The sequence below is a fragment of the Bradyrhizobium sp. 31Argb genome, assembly GCF_043638955.1.
Taxonomy (GTDB): Bacteria; Pseudomonadota; Alphaproteobacteria; order Rhizobiales; family Xanthobacteraceae; genus Bradyrhizobium.
Genome location: NZ_JBEGDB010000025.1, coordinates 35,789 through 50,773, shown reverse-complemented (window position 1 = coordinate 50,773; position 14,985 = coordinate 35,789). Strand labels below are relative to the sequence as shown.

At 62.7% G+C, this 14,985-nt stretch carries 13 protein-coding genes; 9 read left to right on the top strand and 4 right to left on the bottom strand.

Annotated features, from left to right (window positions below; all coding sequences use genetic code 11):
• The first annotated feature begins 107 nt into the window (after nt 1-107).
• The 3 genes from AAFX91_RS07590 (at nt 108) to AAFX91_RS07580 (ending at nt 3,370) form a co-directional block, all read left to right on the top strand.
• Entirely contained in the window at nt 108-689 is a 582-nt protein-coding gene (locus tag AAFX91_RS07590; protein WP_394566038.1) for a flavin reductase family protein, read from the top strand.
• Nucleotides 690-738: 49 nt separating this feature from the next.
• Entirely contained in the window at nt 739-2,193 is a 1,455-nt protein-coding gene (locus tag AAFX91_RS07585) for a short-chain fatty acid transporter (protein ID WP_394566037.1), read from the top strand.
• A 166-nt stretch (nt 2,194-2,359) separates the two neighbouring features.
• Nucleotides 2,360-3,370 (top strand): ornithine cyclodeaminase family protein, encoded by a 1,011-nt coding sequence (locus tag AAFX91_RS07580; protein ID WP_394566036.1) that lies wholly within the window; start codon nt 2,360-2,362, stop codon nt 3,368-3,370.
• A gap of 130 nt (nt 3,371-3,500) precedes the next feature.
• Here the strand turns inward: AAFX91_RS07580 and AAFX91_RS07575 are convergent, their stop codons facing one another.
• Nucleotides 3,501-4,667, bottom strand: a complete 1,167-nt coding sequence (locus AAFX91_RS07575) for an acyltransferase family protein (protein ID WP_394566041.1) — start codon at nt 4,665-4,667, stop codon at nt 3,501-3,503.
• A 57-nt stretch (nt 4,668-4,724) separates the two neighbouring features.
• Here AAFX91_RS07575 and AAFX91_RS07570 point away from each other — a divergent pair, with 57 nt between their 5' ends.
• Entirely contained in the window at nt 4,725-5,051 is a 327-nt protein-coding gene (locus AAFX91_RS07570) for a hypothetical protein (protein ID WP_394566035.1), read from the top strand.
• A gap of 763 nt (nt 5,052-5,814) precedes the next feature.
• Here the strand turns inward: AAFX91_RS07570 and AAFX91_RS07565 are convergent.
• From AAFX91_RS07565 to AAFX91_RS07555, 3 genes are all read right to left on the bottom strand, one after another.
• Nucleotides 5,815-5,967 (bottom strand): hypothetical protein, encoded by a 153-nt coding sequence (locus AAFX91_RS07565; protein ID WP_394566034.1) that lies wholly within the window; start codon nt 5,965-5,967, stop codon nt 5,815-5,817.
• A 58-nt stretch (nt 5,968-6,025) separates the two neighbouring features.
• Entirely contained in the window at nt 6,026-7,693 is a 1,668-nt protein-coding gene (locus AAFX91_RS07560) for an NAD(P)/FAD-dependent oxidoreductase (protein ID WP_130578400.1), read from the bottom strand.
• Between the two features lie 207 nt (nt 7,694-7,900).
• On the bottom strand, nt 7,901-8,863 hold the full coding sequence (locus AAFX91_RS07555) for a GlxA family transcriptional regulator (RefSeq protein ID WP_394566040.1): 963 nt from the start codon (nt 8,861-8,863) through the stop codon (nt 7,901-7,903).
• 80 nt (nt 8,864-8,943) lie between these two features.
• Between AAFX91_RS07555 and AAFX91_RS07550 the strand changes: the two genes are divergently transcribed.
• From AAFX91_RS07550 to purU, 5 genes are read left to right on the top strand one after another with little or no spacing between them, the layout of a single operon-like run.
• Nucleotides 8,944-10,194, top strand: a complete 1,251-nt coding sequence (locus AAFX91_RS07550; RefSeq protein ID WP_130578401.1) for a sarcosine oxidase subunit beta family protein — start codon at nt 8,944-8,946, stop codon at nt 10,192-10,194.
• Between the two features lie 26 nt (nt 10,195-10,220).
• Entirely contained in the window at nt 10,221-10,475 is a 255-nt protein-coding gene (locus tag AAFX91_RS07545; protein WP_394566033.1) for a sarcosine oxidase subunit delta, read from the top strand.
• A 2-nt stretch (nt 10,476-10,477) separates the two neighbouring features.
• Entirely contained in the window at nt 10,478-13,471 is a 2,994-nt protein-coding gene (locus AAFX91_RS07540; RefSeq protein ID WP_394566032.1) for a sarcosine oxidase subunit alpha family protein, read from the top strand.
• On the top strand, nt 13,464-14,078 hold the full coding sequence (locus tag AAFX91_RS07535; RefSeq protein WP_394566031.1) for a sarcosine oxidase subunit gamma: 615 nt from the start codon (nt 13,464-13,466) through the stop codon (nt 14,076-14,078). The genes AAFX91_RS07540 and AAFX91_RS07535 overlap by 8 nt, the downstream gene beginning before the upstream one ends.
• Nucleotides 14,079-14,122: 44 nt before the next feature.
• The gene (purU, locus tag AAFX91_RS07530) at nt 14,123-14,983 is read left to right on the top strand and encodes a formyltetrahydrofolate deformylase (protein WP_394566030.1); all 861 of its coding nucleotides are present in this window, start codon (nt 14,123-14,125) and stop codon (nt 14,981-14,983) included.
• Nucleotides 14,984-14,985 lie beyond the last annotated feature (2 nt).

The window sequence follows — 14,985 nt, the reverse complement described above, 5'->3', positions numbered from 1 at the left end:
AAGGCTTCCTCCTAAAAGAAAGCCTTGAATCACGTTCAATCTGATTTGAGAATCCCAAGAGTCCACACGGCCTAGCGGAACGCGAGCCGACGGAGCGCGTCGCCAAGGTGCTTCTGCTCTACGGCTGTCGCAACGGCGGTGAGCATCCTTTTACCCGCCGGCTGCGGGAGCTTGCAGACCTCTTGCCAGGGCTCGATCTCGTCACGGCGTTTTCAGCGCCGCGCGCGCAGGATCGCTGTCCGCAGGACTACGATTATGCGGGCCGGCTCGACCTGTCGGCGATCGATCCGCTGCTGCCGCAAAGGCCTCTTGTCTATCTTTGCGGCTCGCCGGACTTCGCGACATCAATGACTGCGCGGCTGGTCGAACGGGGCATGCCGCGCTTCGACGTATTTGCGGAGGCGTTCGCATCGCCGCCGATCGTGCCGCAGACGTTGAAGCCACAGACGGTTCACGTCGTCGGTACCGACAAGAGCTTTATCTGGTCGCCCGAACTCGGAACCCTTCTGGATGCCGCCCAGGCGGCAGGCCTGTCTCTGCCCAGCGGTTGCCGTGTCGGCCAATGCGAGAGCTGCGCCATGCGCATCGTCAAGGGCGACGTCGCACAACTCGGCGGCGATGACGGCGCGACGGATCAGTGCCTGACCTGCCAGACGGTTCCTCTCTCCGAACTCACGCTCGCGCTTTGACCGGCAATGACGCGACGAAACCAACACAGACATAATAATGGGGGCTGCAATGACCGACGCTACGCATAGAAATTCCTTTCCGGACAAAATGCCGATGCAGGCCAACCCGCTTGCAAGGCTCTCGCAGCATATGGTCGCCTTCGCTGAGCGTTGGTTTCCGGATGCCTATGTGTTCGTTCTGATTGCCGTGGTCGTGATCGCGCTCGGCACCATCGCGCATGGGGGCTCACCGCTTGCGGTCAGCCGCGCCTTCGGCGACGGCTTCTGGAATCTCATTCCGTTCACGATGCAAATGGCGCTGGTCGCGATCGGAGGCTATGTGGTCGCGATGTCGCCACCTGTCGCGGCGGTGCTGCGGCGGCTGGCGGCCGTACCCTCCACCGCGCGCGGCGCTGTGGTCTTCGTCGGTGTGCTCAGTATTGTCCTGTCGCTGCTGAACTGGGGTCTCAGCCTGATCTTTTCCGGCCTGCTGGTGCGCGAAATCGCGCGGCGCAAGGACATCAGGCTGGACTATCGCGCGGCCGGCGCGGCTGGCTATCTCGGCCTGGGCTGCGGTTTCACGCTCGGCATTACGTCGTCAGCCGCCCAGCTTCAGGCCAATGCGGCCAGCATCCCGAGCTCGCTGTTGCCGATCACCGGCGTCATCGGTTTCTCCGAGACGATTCTGACATGGCAGAATCTGGTCACGACAGTGATCGTGACCGCGCTGTCCGCGGTGATCTGCTACCTGACGGCGCCAAATCCGACGCAGGTCAAGACCGCTGAGGAGCTTGGCGTATCTCTGGACGACGACCGGATTGAGCCGAAGAAGCCGGCACGGCCCGGCGACTTTCTCGAGTTCAGTCCCATTTTGACAATCTTGATCGTCGTGCTGGCGCTGGGCTGGCTCTGGCAAACCTTTCAGTCCGGCAATCCGCTGATCACCCTGTCGGGCCTGAACACTTACAATTTCGTCTTTCTGGTGCTTGGCATCCTCCTGCATTGGCGTCCGCGCAGCCTGCTCGAGGCTTTTTCCAAGGCCATGCCAAGCGTCTCGGGCGTGCTGTTGCAGTTTCCTTTCTACGCCGGCATCGCCCAGATGCTGACCAAGGTGCCAAATAGCAGCGGAGTGACGCTGTCGGACACCATCGCGCACTGGTTTGTGGACGCATCAGCCAATTCGACCGTTTTCTCGTTTTTGGTCGGGCTCTATTCCGCGGTGCTGGGCTTCTTCATCCCGTCGGCCGGCGGCAAGTGGATCATCGAGGCCCCGCACATCATGAAGGCGGCCAATGAGATCGGGGCTCATTTGGGCTGGACCGTGATGATCTATAACATCGCGGAGACGCTGCCGAACTTCATCAATCCATTCTGGATGCTTCCGCTGCTCGGCATACTCGGGTTGAAGTCAAAAGACCTGATCGGCTACACCTCGGTGCAGTTCTTTGTGCATTTCCCGATCGTCATGATCGTTGCGGCACTCCTGATGACGACGTTCACCTATCACCCGCCAATTCTTCCCTGATTGACCGCTGAGCCGCGCGAACTGACACGCCGGGACGACCGCATTGACGTCCCGGCGTGTCCTCGTCCGGCATGCCGGAGCACAACGTCGATTTGGTTCGGCAATCGCGAAAGCATGCGGACGCCGCGCGAGAGCCGCGACGCAAATTCTTGCAATGAGAAAAGCCATGACCGAGAAACAATCGCTGCAGACCATTGATGCAAAGGAGGCAACGCGCCTTCTCCCGATGGACGAGCTGATCCGGCATCTGCGCACCTTCTTTGTCGGGGGGTGCACGGTTCCACCGCGACATCATCATACGATTCCAGTTCCCGGCGAGCCGGACGCAACGCTGTTGCTGATGCCTTCATGGCAGCAGAAATCGGAAGGCGATGACCTGCTTGGAATCAAGCTGGTCGCCGTATTCCCTGGCAATGCCGCGCGCAAGATGCCGGCGCTCACATCGGTCTATCTGCTGTTCGATAGCGGCACCGGCGCGCAACTCGCGACGGTCGCAGGTGACGTCCTCACCGCTAGGCGAACCGCGGCGACGTCAGCGCTCGCGGCGTCCTATCTGGCGCGCGAAGACGCGACCAACCTGCTCATTCTCGGCTCCGGTCGGATCGCAAGCCTTTTGCCGGAAGCCTATCGGGCCGTCCGCGACATTCGCCGGATCAGCGTGTGGAACGTCAACGCCGACAGCGCCGTTCGGATGGTGGATCGTCTCCGTAACGCCGGACTGGATGCTGTGTTCGTCTCCGACCTTGAACGTGCCGTCCGGACGGCTGATATCGTCACGTCGGCCACTCTGGCAACGTCGCCGCTGATCAAGGGCGAATGGCTGCAGGCCGGCGTCCATGTCGATCTCATCGGCGCCTTCACGCCGGCGATGCGGGAATCGGATGACGACGTCGTCAAGCGTTCCGCCATATTCGTGGATACCTATGAGGCGGCCCATGAGGCCGGTGATCTCGTCCACCCGATCGAGGCGGGAATTCTCTCACGTCAGGACTTGAAGGCGTCGCTAGCCGAACTCTGCAGCGGAGCCGCTCACGGGCGACGATCGCGCGACGACATCACCATGTTCAAGGCAGTAGGAACCGCTCTGGCGGATCTTGCCGCCGCAGGTCTTGCATACAAGACCCGCATCCAGCACGTCGCCCACATCGCGCAACAACGCGACAGCTACGGAAATTGAGGGCCGCGCCCCCTGCTGCCTCGCCGAGCGCATCGCCACATGCCAAATCCCGTCTCGACAGACAGAGTTCAAAACGGCCGTGGGGCTTGCCCTTCTATGGCGACCTCTGGCGGATTTTGAGCTCGGCGCGTCATGCATCGAAAGCCGGTTGTGCGCTGCGTACTGTGCCGACCTTCCGCCGATCCAGCAAGCGCCTGACCCAGTCACGCCCGGGCTCTTCGACAAAACGATAGGTTGCAACCGATAGCAGGACGGTCAACAACAGCATCGCAATTTGCAGGAGATCACCAAGCCAGAGCGATCCATTTAGAGAGACAACTTTCGTCGGTTCATGGCCCGAGCTCAACGCGTAAGAGATAAACAATTCCGTATGCCTAAGGCGTTCGACGACCATAAGGATGGCCCGCACCACCGCCCTGACGAGCGGATGCAGCATGTAGATCGAATAGGTCAGCGTCCCGATCATGAGCATGGACGGAACCGTCAGCCAACGGCTGACCGCGCCACCTTCACGCGCGAACACCAGAACGACCAGCGTAAACACCAGCGGCGAGGCGACCTGCAGAGTGACGCTGCTTCCAGCGACCGAAACATAGCCCACAACGAGCATGAAACTCGCCGCCTCGAGCAATGTCTCAGCGGACGGCACCAGGCGTGCGCGCAACACTGGGAAGCGCTCTCGTAAATCGAAAGCGAGAACGCCAAGCGCGAAACCGTAAAGGCAGCGCACCAACCCATAGTCATAAGTCGCATTCATCCCGTCTGGGCTGATGGTGGCGAGCACAACCGGCCCCGCAATGATCGGAAGCAGCCAAGGCCAGGCTGCCGGCCCGATCCTGCTCACGACGGCGGCGAAGATCACATAGGCGGCGAACTCAGTGCTGATGCTCCAACTCGCGAAGTTCAACCAGTTCTGCGGATTAACGCCGAGTCCCTGCAGGAGCAGAATGTTGGTGACGATGGCCTGCAAGAGGTTTGGGCCAATACCGTCCTTCGCAGCGTCGATGGGAATGAACAGCAGCAAGGTCACGAGATGCAGCGGATAGATCCGCCCAAGCCGCGGGACCAGGAACCGGCCCGTGCCGAAACCCTCAGCGAGACGCGAACGATAATTCGAGGCGATGACAAAGCCGCTCAGCACGAAGAAGAAATCGACGAACAGGTAGGCATTTCTGGTGAGCGGCAGGAACGACAGATGGCTGATAACGTCGAAGTGAAACAGCGCGACCATGCAAGCGCAAATGCCACGCCAACTGTCGAGAGCATGATACCGGGTGATATTTTTGGCCGAGTCCATTGAAAACGGGTAGGCAAGACCTGCCACCGGCACAAGCAGCGGTTGACTCTATGCTTAATGTGGCATCATCACCGTCACGGGATGTATCTTGCGCCATGGCAAGGACGACGACAACACCGGCAACGACTCGCCGGCCGTCCGGGCACGCGAAGCGGCACCAGCGGCAACATCAGCGACCCGTTCGACCTCGGCCGCGATCTGGAATTACCGGCGCATGGCCATCGCTGGTATCGTCGAGCTCGCATCGTGGCGCGGGGGCTCGCTCGGACGGCGGTCGGCACGTGCTGCGCGGCGCTGCGCGCTGCAGCCTGCACGGCCTGCATCGCCTCGATCGCGCGCGTCGCCCGCTCGAGAGAGTTGCGGGCATTCGCGGCAGCAATCTGAGCTTGCTGGGCGGCGGCCGCCGCCTGCTCCGCGGTTGCATTCACGGGCACGGAAACGCTCGAGCTCCCCAGCGGCCTTGCCTGTGCACCGAGACCGGCGGACAGCAAGGCTACCGCACTCACCCCCACAAGAAGAGCTGCACGATAGAAACCGATACCGTTTTGTCCGATCGCGAGACGGTTTGAAGTGCCCAACCCAACGCCGCTGCCGAGCCCATCTCGTCGCTTTGATGGCAGATATGATTGTGTTGACGGCATCAGCTCGGTCTCCAGCAGCAAAATCGGCAGCAATGCGCCACCGGGTCTGCGTCGCAGATGGCCGCGCATTCAGGGTCTGATTGTGAGACGAACGCCGAGGCACCGCAGCCAACCACCCGTCGCGATATTTTTTGTGAAAGTTTTGCTACGTCAGAACCACGATGCCGCCGGGCAGCGCCCGCACATTGGCGCCAAAAACGCTGTGGACATAGGAAATCACCTCGCCGATGCGCGCGAGTTCCAACGCCAGTAGCAGCCAAAGCCGACCCTATGCCAACGCACAAGCGTCTCGGGCCGGATGATGGTGAGAATCTCCAGGATTGATGGGAACCATTGATACAGCAGGATCAAGAACCAGCGATCCTGGTTCGTGAGCCGGACGCGACCGTGCAGCCTGCGCCTTAAGACAATCAACTGATGTCGAAGCACCGCGTTCTCCGCTTCGAGCCGCAACTTTGACTTGAACGGTGACCCAAGGACGGCCAGAGCAAAACACAACAGCCCGATCATTCTGCCAGCTTAAGCGATTCCATCGCGTCATCAACTCGGGTGAGGTTTTCGGTACACACAAGATCGGGCGTCATCGCGTTCAGGCTCTCGGGTTCGTTCAATATGAGGATTCCGACCCCGCCATCCCTATCCTGTTTCACTCCGGCCATTCTCTTCTCCTTGCAGCTTGTTTTTCCATCTGTGCCACGCTTCGGACGAGGCGGAGGTCTAAGCTGGCGTGCCGGCGACCGCCGCTTGTACGTTGGCACGCGAGAGCGAGCTGAACTCGATCTCCTGATAACCCTTCGCCGCAACGTCGTTGATGATGCCGACGAATTTCGGTGTGCCGCCGTTGTAGACGAAGTATCGGACGGTGCCTTCTTCGTGACCGGTGACGTTCGAATTGTAGCCGGTGAACCATGACTTGGCTTTGCGCATCAGCATGATCTCGTACATCTTGACCACATGCGCGGTCCAGCGCTCCTGCGCCTCGCGCGTGGCTTCGGCGCGGGTGTAGCCGCGGTCCCAGATGTATTGCAGCAGGTCCATGCACCAGTTGACGCCGTTCTCGATGCCGCGCGGGAAATTGGTCGAAGCGGACGCACTTTGCGGTCCGGTCGGCATCAAGAGATTGGGAAAGCCGTGGACAAGCATGCCGAGGAAGGTGGATGGTGCATGCTTCCATTTTCCGGCCAGCGTCTCGCCGCCCAGGCCGCGGATATCGATCAGGTCATAGGCGCCGGTGATGGCGTCGAATCCGGTGGCGTAGACGATGATGTCGACGTCATAGTCGCGCTCGGTGGTACGCAGGCCCTTCTCGGTGACGCGAACGAGCGGCGTCTGGCTGATATCGACGAGATGCACATTGTCGCGGTTATAGGCCTCAAGATACCTCGTCTCCAGCGGCAGGCGCTGCACCCCAAAGCCGTGATCCCTAGGGATTAGTTTTTCGGCCACTTTGGGATCCTTGACGCGGCGACGGATGCGATCGGCGATATATTGCGACAGCTCGGCATTGGCGGCTTCGTCCATGAATATTTCGCGGAAATTGGCGAGCCAGATACCGAAGCCGGGCTCATCATAGAGCTTGTCCCACAGGTCCACCCGCTCCCCGCGCGTCACCTCGTAGAAGCCGCGGCGATCGGGCCCGTGCAGGAAGCCGCCCGGCGTGCGGGCGCAAGCGGCAAAGATCTCGTCATAACGGGAGCGAATGTCGGCCATTTCCTCCTCGGAGATCGCGCTGTTGTTGAGCGGCGCGGTCCAGTTTGGCCGGCGCTGGAATACGGTGAGTCGGCCGACCTTGTCGGCGATCTCGCCGATCAACTGAATGCCGGTGGCGCCGGTGCCGATCACGGCCACTTTCTTGCCGGCGAGATCGACCGGCTCATGCGGCCAGTAGTAGGTGTGGAACGAGCGGCCCTGGAAGTCCCCGATGCCTTCCAGCCGCGGCATGGTCGGCGCTGAAAGCAGGCCGATCGCCAGAACCACGAAACGGCACGTCATCTCACGGCCGTCGCCGATCTTCACCTGCCACAGATCGCGCGTCGCGTCGAAGTGCAGCGCCTCGACCTTGCAATTGAACTGCATATGCTTGCGCAAATCGAATTTGTCGGCGACGTAGTTGAGGTAGCGCAAATTCTCCGGCTGGCCGGAAAAGCGCTCCTTCCAATGCCACTCGTCGAGGAGTTCGCGCGAGAACGAGAAGCCGTAAGTGTAGCTCTCGGAATCAAAGCGGCAACCGGGATAGCGGTTCCAGTACCAGGTGCCGCCGAGGCCGGCAGCCGAATCGAGTACGATGGCGTCGATGCCGAGCTCGACGAGCCGCTTGATCTGGTAAATGCCCGCCACGCCGGCGCCGACGACGATCACCTCGTAATGGGTTTTGGCCTCTCCCATCGTTTCCTGCTCCCGATTTCGTTTTGCGTCGGATTGGCTCGATTACAATCCCTTTCGCCGGCGCAAGCAACCACCCGCAGTCGAAAGACCGACGCGCGGCACCCGCGGATCGACAGGCGATTCACGATGACAGGCAGGCCCGCAGGAAACCCGACTCGGCAGCCTGCAGATCCGCCTCGTTAACGAGAACAACGAGCTGACGTTTAGTTAGTCGACCGTTCGTTCCTGGCGCGGGGTCAGCCCGAACTGCCCCCGGTAGGTTCGTGAAAAATGCATCGGGGTCGAAAAGCCGGTGGCAAGCGCGATCTCGCTGACCGGCATGGTGGTCTGCCTGAGCAACAGCCTCGCGCGCTCGATCCGTATCTGCAGGTAGCGTTTTTTGACCGTGGTGTGGAGATGTTGCGCGAACAGACGCTCAAGCTGGCGCACCGAGATACCCGCGAGTCCGGCCAGTCGTTTCGGTGCAAGCGGCACCTCGATATTCTGCTCCATGCGCGACAATGTCGCGACGAGCTTCGGGTGATGCACGCCGAAGCGCTCCGTCGGCGAAAGGCGCTGTGCAACCTCGCCGCGGCGAACCTCCGTCTGCAGGAACCAGTCGCTGACGGCTGCGGCGACCGATGACCCGTGATCGATGCGGATCAGCGCATGCATCATGTCGAGTGCCGCAATTCCGCCGGCGCAGGTGAAGCGGTCGCGATCGATCTCGAACAATGAATGGCCGAGGTGAAGGAACGGAAAGGTCTCGGTGAAGGCCGGGATGTGCTCCCAGTGCACCGTACATCTGTAGCCGTCGAGCAGCCCCGCTTTGGCGAGAAGATACGGCCCCGCCGACACCCCGCCCAGTCTCACGCCGTGGCGTGCGACCTTGCGCAGAAAGGCAAGCGTCGGCGGATGATGGAAGACTTGCGGATTGCCGCCGGCGCAAACGACGATGGTATCGAGCCGTCCGACATTGGCGATCGAGGCGTCCGCCTGGATACGCACGCCGTTCGAGGCGACGATCTCGTCACCCTGGATCGCGATATGCCGCCATCGATAGAGGTTCTTGCCGGTCAGGACGTTGGCGGCACGAAGCGGCTCGATGGCGGACGCATAGGACATCAGCGCAAATCCTGGGATCAGCAGGAAGCCAATCCGGCTGCTCCGCGGTTTGTCGCGAACAGACAATTTCTGGTCGTTTTTGGCCATGCGGTGACCTGGATATCAGCGCATTTTGCTGTCCACAAGCTCTCCACAGCGACCCACTCATGCGCTATTCGCTTTTCGCCCTCGCCCGCCAGGCCCTTCGCGGCAATCGCGACTGGCGGCCCGTATGGCGCGATGCCGAACCTCGCTCGAGCTACGACATCGTCATTGTCGGTGGGGGCGGGCACGGGCTCGCAACGGCCTATTATCTTGCGAAGCAGCACGGTGTGCGCAACGTCGCAGTCATCGAGAAGGGCTGGATCGGATCCGGCAACGCCGGACGTAACACGACGATCATCCGCTCCAACTACCTTCTGCCCGGCAACGAGCCCTTCTACGAATGGTCGATGAAGCTGTGGGAGGGCCTGGAGCAGGACCTGAACTATAACGCCATGGTGAGCCAGCGCGGCGTACTGAATGTCTATCATTCGGATGCGCAACGCGATGCGTTTGGTCGGCGCGGCAACGCCATGCGCCTGGCTGGCGCGGACGCCGAGATGCTCGATGCGGACGCTGTACGCCGCATGCTGCCATTCCTCGATTTCGACAACGCGCGCTTCCCCATCAAGGGCGGACTGCTGCAGCGGCGCGGTGGCACCGCCCGTCACGACGCGGTCGTCTGGGGATATGCCCGCGGCGCGAGCGATCGCGGCGTCGACATCATCCAGAACTGCGAGGTCACGGGCTTCCTGCGCGACGGCGATCGGGTCATCGGGGTCAACACGACCAGGGGAACCATCCGTTGCGGCAAGGTCGGACTTGCCGTCGCCGGCAGCAGTTCCCGGGTTGCCGGGCTGCTCGGCTTGCGGTTGCCGATCGAAAGCCACCTGCTGCAAGCCTTCGTCTCGGAAGCCATCAAGCCCTTGATCCCGTGCGTCGTCACTTTTGGCGCGGGGCATTTCTATGTCAGTCAGTCGGACAAGGGCGGCCTCGTCTTCGGCGGCGACATCGACGGCTACAACTCCTATGCCCAACGCGGCAACCTTCCTGTTGTCGAAGACGTGTGCGAAGGCGGCATGGCCTTGATGCCCGCGATCGGGCGGCTGCGGCTGCTACGCTCCTGGGCGGGTCTGGTCGACATGTCGATGGACGGTTCGCCGATCATCGACCGGACGCCGATCGACGGCCTCTATCTCAATGCCGGCTGGTGTTACGGCGGTTTCAAGGCGACGCCGGCATCCGGCTGGTGCTTCGCGCATCTTCTGGCGCGCGACCAGCATGATCCGGTTGCCGACGCCTATCGTCTCGATCGTTTCGAAACCGGGTACCTGATCGACGAAAAAGGTCAGGGCGCTCAACCCAATTTGCACTGAGACTTGGAGGCTGTCGGTCAAGAGACATGCGGATCCCCTGCCCCTATTGCGGTGAGCGTGACCTGAGCGAGTTCGTCTATTACGGCGATCCCGTTCCGCGCCCCGATCCGACCGCCGCCGATGCTCCGCGCAGATTCTACGAGGCGATGTATCTGCCCGACAACCCGGCCGGCCCGCACGAGGAGCTCTGGTATCACGCCAATGGATGCCGCGGATGGCTGCGCGTCAGCCGTGACACGCGCACGCATGATGTACTCGGCGCGAGCTTCGCGGGGAAATGAGCATGGGCGATCCGGCATCCCGAGCGGGGCGGCACAGGTTGAGCTCAGGCGGACTGGTCGACCGCAATCGGCGGCTACTTTTCTCGTTCGACGGCAGGACATATGGCGGCTATGCCGGCGATACGCTCGCTTCGGCACTGCTCGGCAACGGCGTCAAGCTGCTCGGCCGATCGTTCAAATATCATCGGCCGCGCGGCATCCTCACCGCAGGCCCGGAAGAGCCCAATGCGCTCGTCGAACTGCGGAAGGGATCGCGCCGCGAGCCCAATACGCGTGCGACGACGGTCGAACTGTTCGACGGGCTGGAAGCGCAAAGCCAGAATCGCTGGCCGTCCCTGAAATTCGATGTTAGCGCGATCAATTCGCTGTTCTCGCCGCTGTTCGCCGCAGGCTTCTACTACAAGACCTTCATGTGGCCGGCCTCGTTCTGGGAAAAGGTCTATGAGCCTGCGATCCGCCGCGCCGCCGGCCTCGGGCGCGCCAGTGGCGAGGCCGATCCCGACAGCTACGAGAAGATGCGTGGCTTCTGCGATCTTCTCGTCATCGGCGGCGGACCGGCCGGCCTTGCTGCCGCACTCGGGGCCGGGCGCGCCGGCGCCCGCGTGATCTTGTGCGACGAGGACTACGTCCCGGGCGGCCGGCTTAACGGCGATGCGCGGGAGATCGACGACCACCCGGGCTCGACCTGGGCGCAGCACACAACGGCCGAACTCGACGCGATGACGAATGTGCGGGTGCTGCGCCGGACCACCGTGTTCGGTGCCTATGACGGCCGTACCTTCGGCGCGGTAGAGCGCGTGGCGGATCATCTTCCGTCACCGCCGCCGCACCAGCCGCGCCAGCGGCTGTGGAAGATCGTCGCCGGACAAAGCGTGCTGGCATCGGGCGCGATCGAACGGCACATCGTTTTCGGCGGCAACGACCGGCCCGGCGTGATGATGGCTTCGGCCGTGCGGACCTACCTGAACCGGTTCGCGGTAGCCCCGGGAAGACGGGCGGCCGTCTTCGCGAACTCCGACGACGCCTGGACGACGGCGCTCGACCTCGGAAAGGCCGGCGTTCAGGTCGAGGCGATCCTCGACACGCGGACGGAGATCGACCCGCACCTGGAGAACAAAGCCAAGCTTGGGGGAATTGCGATCTTTCGTGGCGCGCAGGTGCTCGATACGCATGGAACGCATGAACTGAGAGCCATTTCCGTTCGCAGCGCAGACGGGCAGACGCGCAAGCTTGCGGTCGACCTGCTCGCGGTGTCGGGCGGCTGGAATCCCAATCTGGGCCTGACCACCCATCTCGGCGGACGGCCGGACTGGTCGGATGCGCTGGCGGCGTTCGTCCCGGGCAAGGCGCCTCCCGGCATGACGGTGGCAGGCGCGGCGGGCGGCAGATTCACGCTGGCGGACGCGTTGCGTGCAGGCATGGCGGCAGGGACTGCTGCGGCGGAGGCGGCAGGATTTGTGGCACGACCTCAGCCCCTGCCCAAAGCCGATGACGACCATATCGGCGTCAGGCCGTTCTGGCATGTCGCCGCCTCCCGCTCGAAGGCCTTTGTCGATTTCCAGAACGATGTGACCAGCGAGGATGTCGCACTCGCCGCGCGTGAGGGATTCAAGTCAGTCGAGCTGCTGAAGCGCTATACGACGCTCGGCATGGCCACCGACCAGGGCAAGACCTCGAACGTCAACGGCCACGCGATGATGGCGCAATTGACCGGGCGGCCGATATCGGAGGTCGGGACCACCGTGTTCCGCCCACCCTACACGCCGGTGGCGATCGGCGCATTCGCCGGACATCATCGAGGCAGGCACTTCAGGCCGACCCGCCTCACCGCCGGACATCGCTGGGCCGAACAGCAGGGTGCAAGCTTCGTCGAAACCGGCCAGTGGCTGCGGGCGCAGTGGTTCGCGAAACCGGGCGAAGCCGACTGGCTAACAACCGTCTCGCGCGAAGTCAGGGAGACCCGCTCAAGGGTCGGGGTGTGCGATGTCTCGACCCTCGGCAAGATTGATATCCAGGGCGCCGATGCCGGCCGTTTCCTCGACCGGATCTACGCCAACATGTTCTCGACCGTGCCGGTCGGGAAGGTTCGCTACGGCCTGATGCTGCGCGAAGACGGCATCGCAATGGACGACGGGACCTCCGCCCGGTTTGCCGACGACCATTTCGTGATGTCGACGACCACGGCCAATGCGGGCAAGATCATGCAGCACCTGGAGCATGCCCGCCAGGTGCTTTGGCCCGAGCTCGACGTGCAGCTCGTCTCCGTAACAGAGCAATGGGCACAATATTCGATTGCCGGTCCTTGCTCGCGGGCGCTGCTGGAGCGCCTGCTGGGCGACGCGTTCGACGTCTCCGACGCGGCCCTGCCCTATCTCGGCTGCGCCGAATTCATCTGGCGCGGCGTGCTCACGCGAATCTTCCGCGTCTCCTTCTCGGGCGAGCTTGCCTATGAACTCGCAGTGCCCGCCAATTTCGGCGACGCCTCGATTCGAGCGATCATGGAAGCCGGCTCCGAATTCGGCGTCATCCCCTACGGCACCGAAGCGCTCGGCGTGATGCGCATCGAGAAAGGACACGTCGCCGGCAACGAACTCAACGGCATGACGACTGCGGCCGATCTGGGCCTTGGTCGCATGATGTCGAAGAAGAAGGATTTTATCGGCCGCGTGCTGGCGGAGCGCCCTGGACTCGTCGACCCGGAGCGGCCGGCGCTGGTCGGGATCCAGCCCATCGACAAGGCCACGCGGCTTCGCGCCGGCGCGCATGTTCTGGCGCCAGGAGCCCAGGCGACCATGGAGAACGACCAAGGCTATGTCACGTCGGTCGCTTTCTCGCCGATGCTCGGACACTGGATCGGTCTCGGCTTCATCAAGCGCGGGCCGGCACGGATCGGACAACGCCTGCGCGCCTATGATCCGGTACGCGGCGGCGACACTGAGATCGAACTGGTCTCCCCCATCTTCTTTGATCCCGAAGGAAAGCGTCTCCATGGCTGACATGGCACTCTCCGGGCTGCCGGCCTTGCTGGCTGCAGGTCTGCCGCAGCAGCCCGGCGGCGGCGTGACGATCACCGAGCGCTGCGGTCTTGGGATCGCCACCATGCAGGCGCGCCACGGGCAGGACGCATCCTTGCGAGAACGCATCCGACAGCATTTCCTGCTCGAGCTGCCTGGTCGGCCCGCCATCGTGCGCGCCGGCTCCGCATCCTTCACCGGCATCGGTCCACATCATTGGCTGGCATTGAGCGAAGGCGGTGGCCACGTGTTCAGCGGCTCGCTCCGGGCGCTCGTCGCGCCGCTCGCCTCTGTATCCGATCAAAGCGGCGGCTATGTGGTGTTTCGCGTCGGCGGTCCCGCCATCCGGGACACGCTCGCCAAAGGCTTCCCCATCGACCTGGATCCGCGCGCGTTCAAGCCAGGCGACGCGGCCACCACGATCGTCTCGCATATCGGCGCCACCATCTGGCGGTGCGACGATGGCGCGGACGGCAGCGCCTGTTTCGAGATCGCCCTGTTCCGTAGCCTCTCCCAAAGCTTCTGGGAGTGGTTCGCGAGCAGCGCAGCCGAATTCGGCTGCCAATGGCAAGGGGCAGTCCAGCAATAGCTTCTCATCAGGACCTCACACCTTCAGCGCCGAAGCAATCCGCCATGCCGACCAACAGCCATATCCTGACATTCTCTTGCCCGAACCGCCCCGGCATCGTCGCCGCCGTCGCCCGCGCCCTGTTCGAATGCGGTGGAAACATCCAGGAGGCGCATCAATATGACGACGTCGAGACCAACATCTTCTTCGCCCGCATCCGGTTCAACTTCGTAGCCAGCGGCGAGATCGCCGCCTTTCATGAGGCGCTTCTGTCACTCGCGGACAGCCTGCAGATGAAATGGACGATGCGTACCCAGGCCGAACGGCCGCGGCTCCTGATCCTGGTTTCGCGCTTCGATCATTGCCTTGCCGACCTGCTCTATCGCTGGCGGATCGGCGAGCTCGCGATCGACATCGCAGGCATCGTCTCGAACCATCCGCGCGAGACCTACATCCATCACGACTTGACCGGCATTCCCTTCGACCATCTCCCAGTCACTCCGCGGACCAAGCCGCAACAGGAAGCTGCGATCTGGAAGATCGTGGAGGAACGAAAGGTCGATCTCGTCGTCCTCGCGCGCTACATGCAGATCCTCTCGGACGAGTTGTCGGCCAAGCTCGCCGGACGCTGCATCAACATCCACCATTCCTTCCTGCCGGGCTTCAAGGGTGCGAGGCCCTACCACCAGGCCCACAACCGTGGCGTCAAGCTGATCGGGGCGACCGCGCACTACGTGACGGCCGATCTCGACGAAGGGCCGATCATCGAGCAGGACGTCGAGCGCATCTCGCATCAGGATCAGCCGGACGACCTAGTCCGCAAGGGACGCGACATAGAGCGGCGCGTGCTGTCCCGGGCGGTGTTCTGGCATATCGACGGCCGCGTCATTCTCAACGGCGTCCGGACCGTGGTCTTCAGGGATTGAAC

What these genes read in the sequence shown, in the direction of transcription:
- AAFX91_RS07585 (WP_394566037.1), top strand. Translation starts at nt 739, where the DNA reads ATGACCGACGCTACGCATAGAAATTCCTTTCCGGACAAAATGCCGATG.
- AAFX91_RS07580 (WP_394566036.1), top strand. Translation starts at nt 2,360, where the DNA reads ATGACCGAGAAACAATCGCTGCAGACCATTGATGCAAAGGAGGCAACG.
- AAFX91_RS07575 (WP_394566041.1), bottom strand. Translation starts at nt 4,667, where the DNA reads ATGGACTCGGCCAAAAATATCACCCGGTATCATGCTCTCGACAGTTGG.
- AAFX91_RS07570 (WP_394566035.1), top strand. Translation starts at nt 4,725, where the DNA reads ATGTGGCATCATCACCGTCACGGGATGTATCTTGCGCCATGGCAAGGA.
- AAFX91_RS07565 (WP_394566034.1), bottom strand. Translation starts at nt 5,967, where the DNA reads ATGGCCGGAGTGAAACAGGATAGGGATGGCGGGGTCGGAATCCTCATA.
- AAFX91_RS07560 (WP_130578400.1), bottom strand. Translation starts at nt 7,693, where the DNA reads ATGGGAGAGGCCAAAACCCATTACGAGGTGATCGTCGTCGGCGCCGGC.
- AAFX91_RS07550 (WP_130578401.1), top strand. Translation starts at nt 8,944, where the DNA reads ATGCGCTATTCGCTTTTCGCCCTCGCCCGCCAGGCCCTTCGCGGCAAT.
- AAFX91_RS07545 (WP_394566033.1), top strand. Translation starts at nt 10,221, where the DNA reads ATGCGGATCCCCTGCCCCTATTGCGGTGAGCGTGACCTGAGCGAGTTC.
- AAFX91_RS07540 (WP_394566032.1), top strand. Translation starts at nt 10,478, where the DNA reads ATGGGCGATCCGGCATCCCGAGCGGGGCGGCACAGGTTGAGCTCAGGC.
- AAFX91_RS07535 (WP_394566031.1), top strand. Translation starts at nt 13,464, where the DNA reads ATGGCTGACATGGCACTCTCCGGGCTGCCGGCCTTGCTGGCTGCAGGT.
- purU (WP_394566030.1), top strand. Translation starts at nt 14,123, where the DNA reads ATGCCGACCAACAGCCATATCCTGACATTCTCTTGCCCGAACCGCCCC.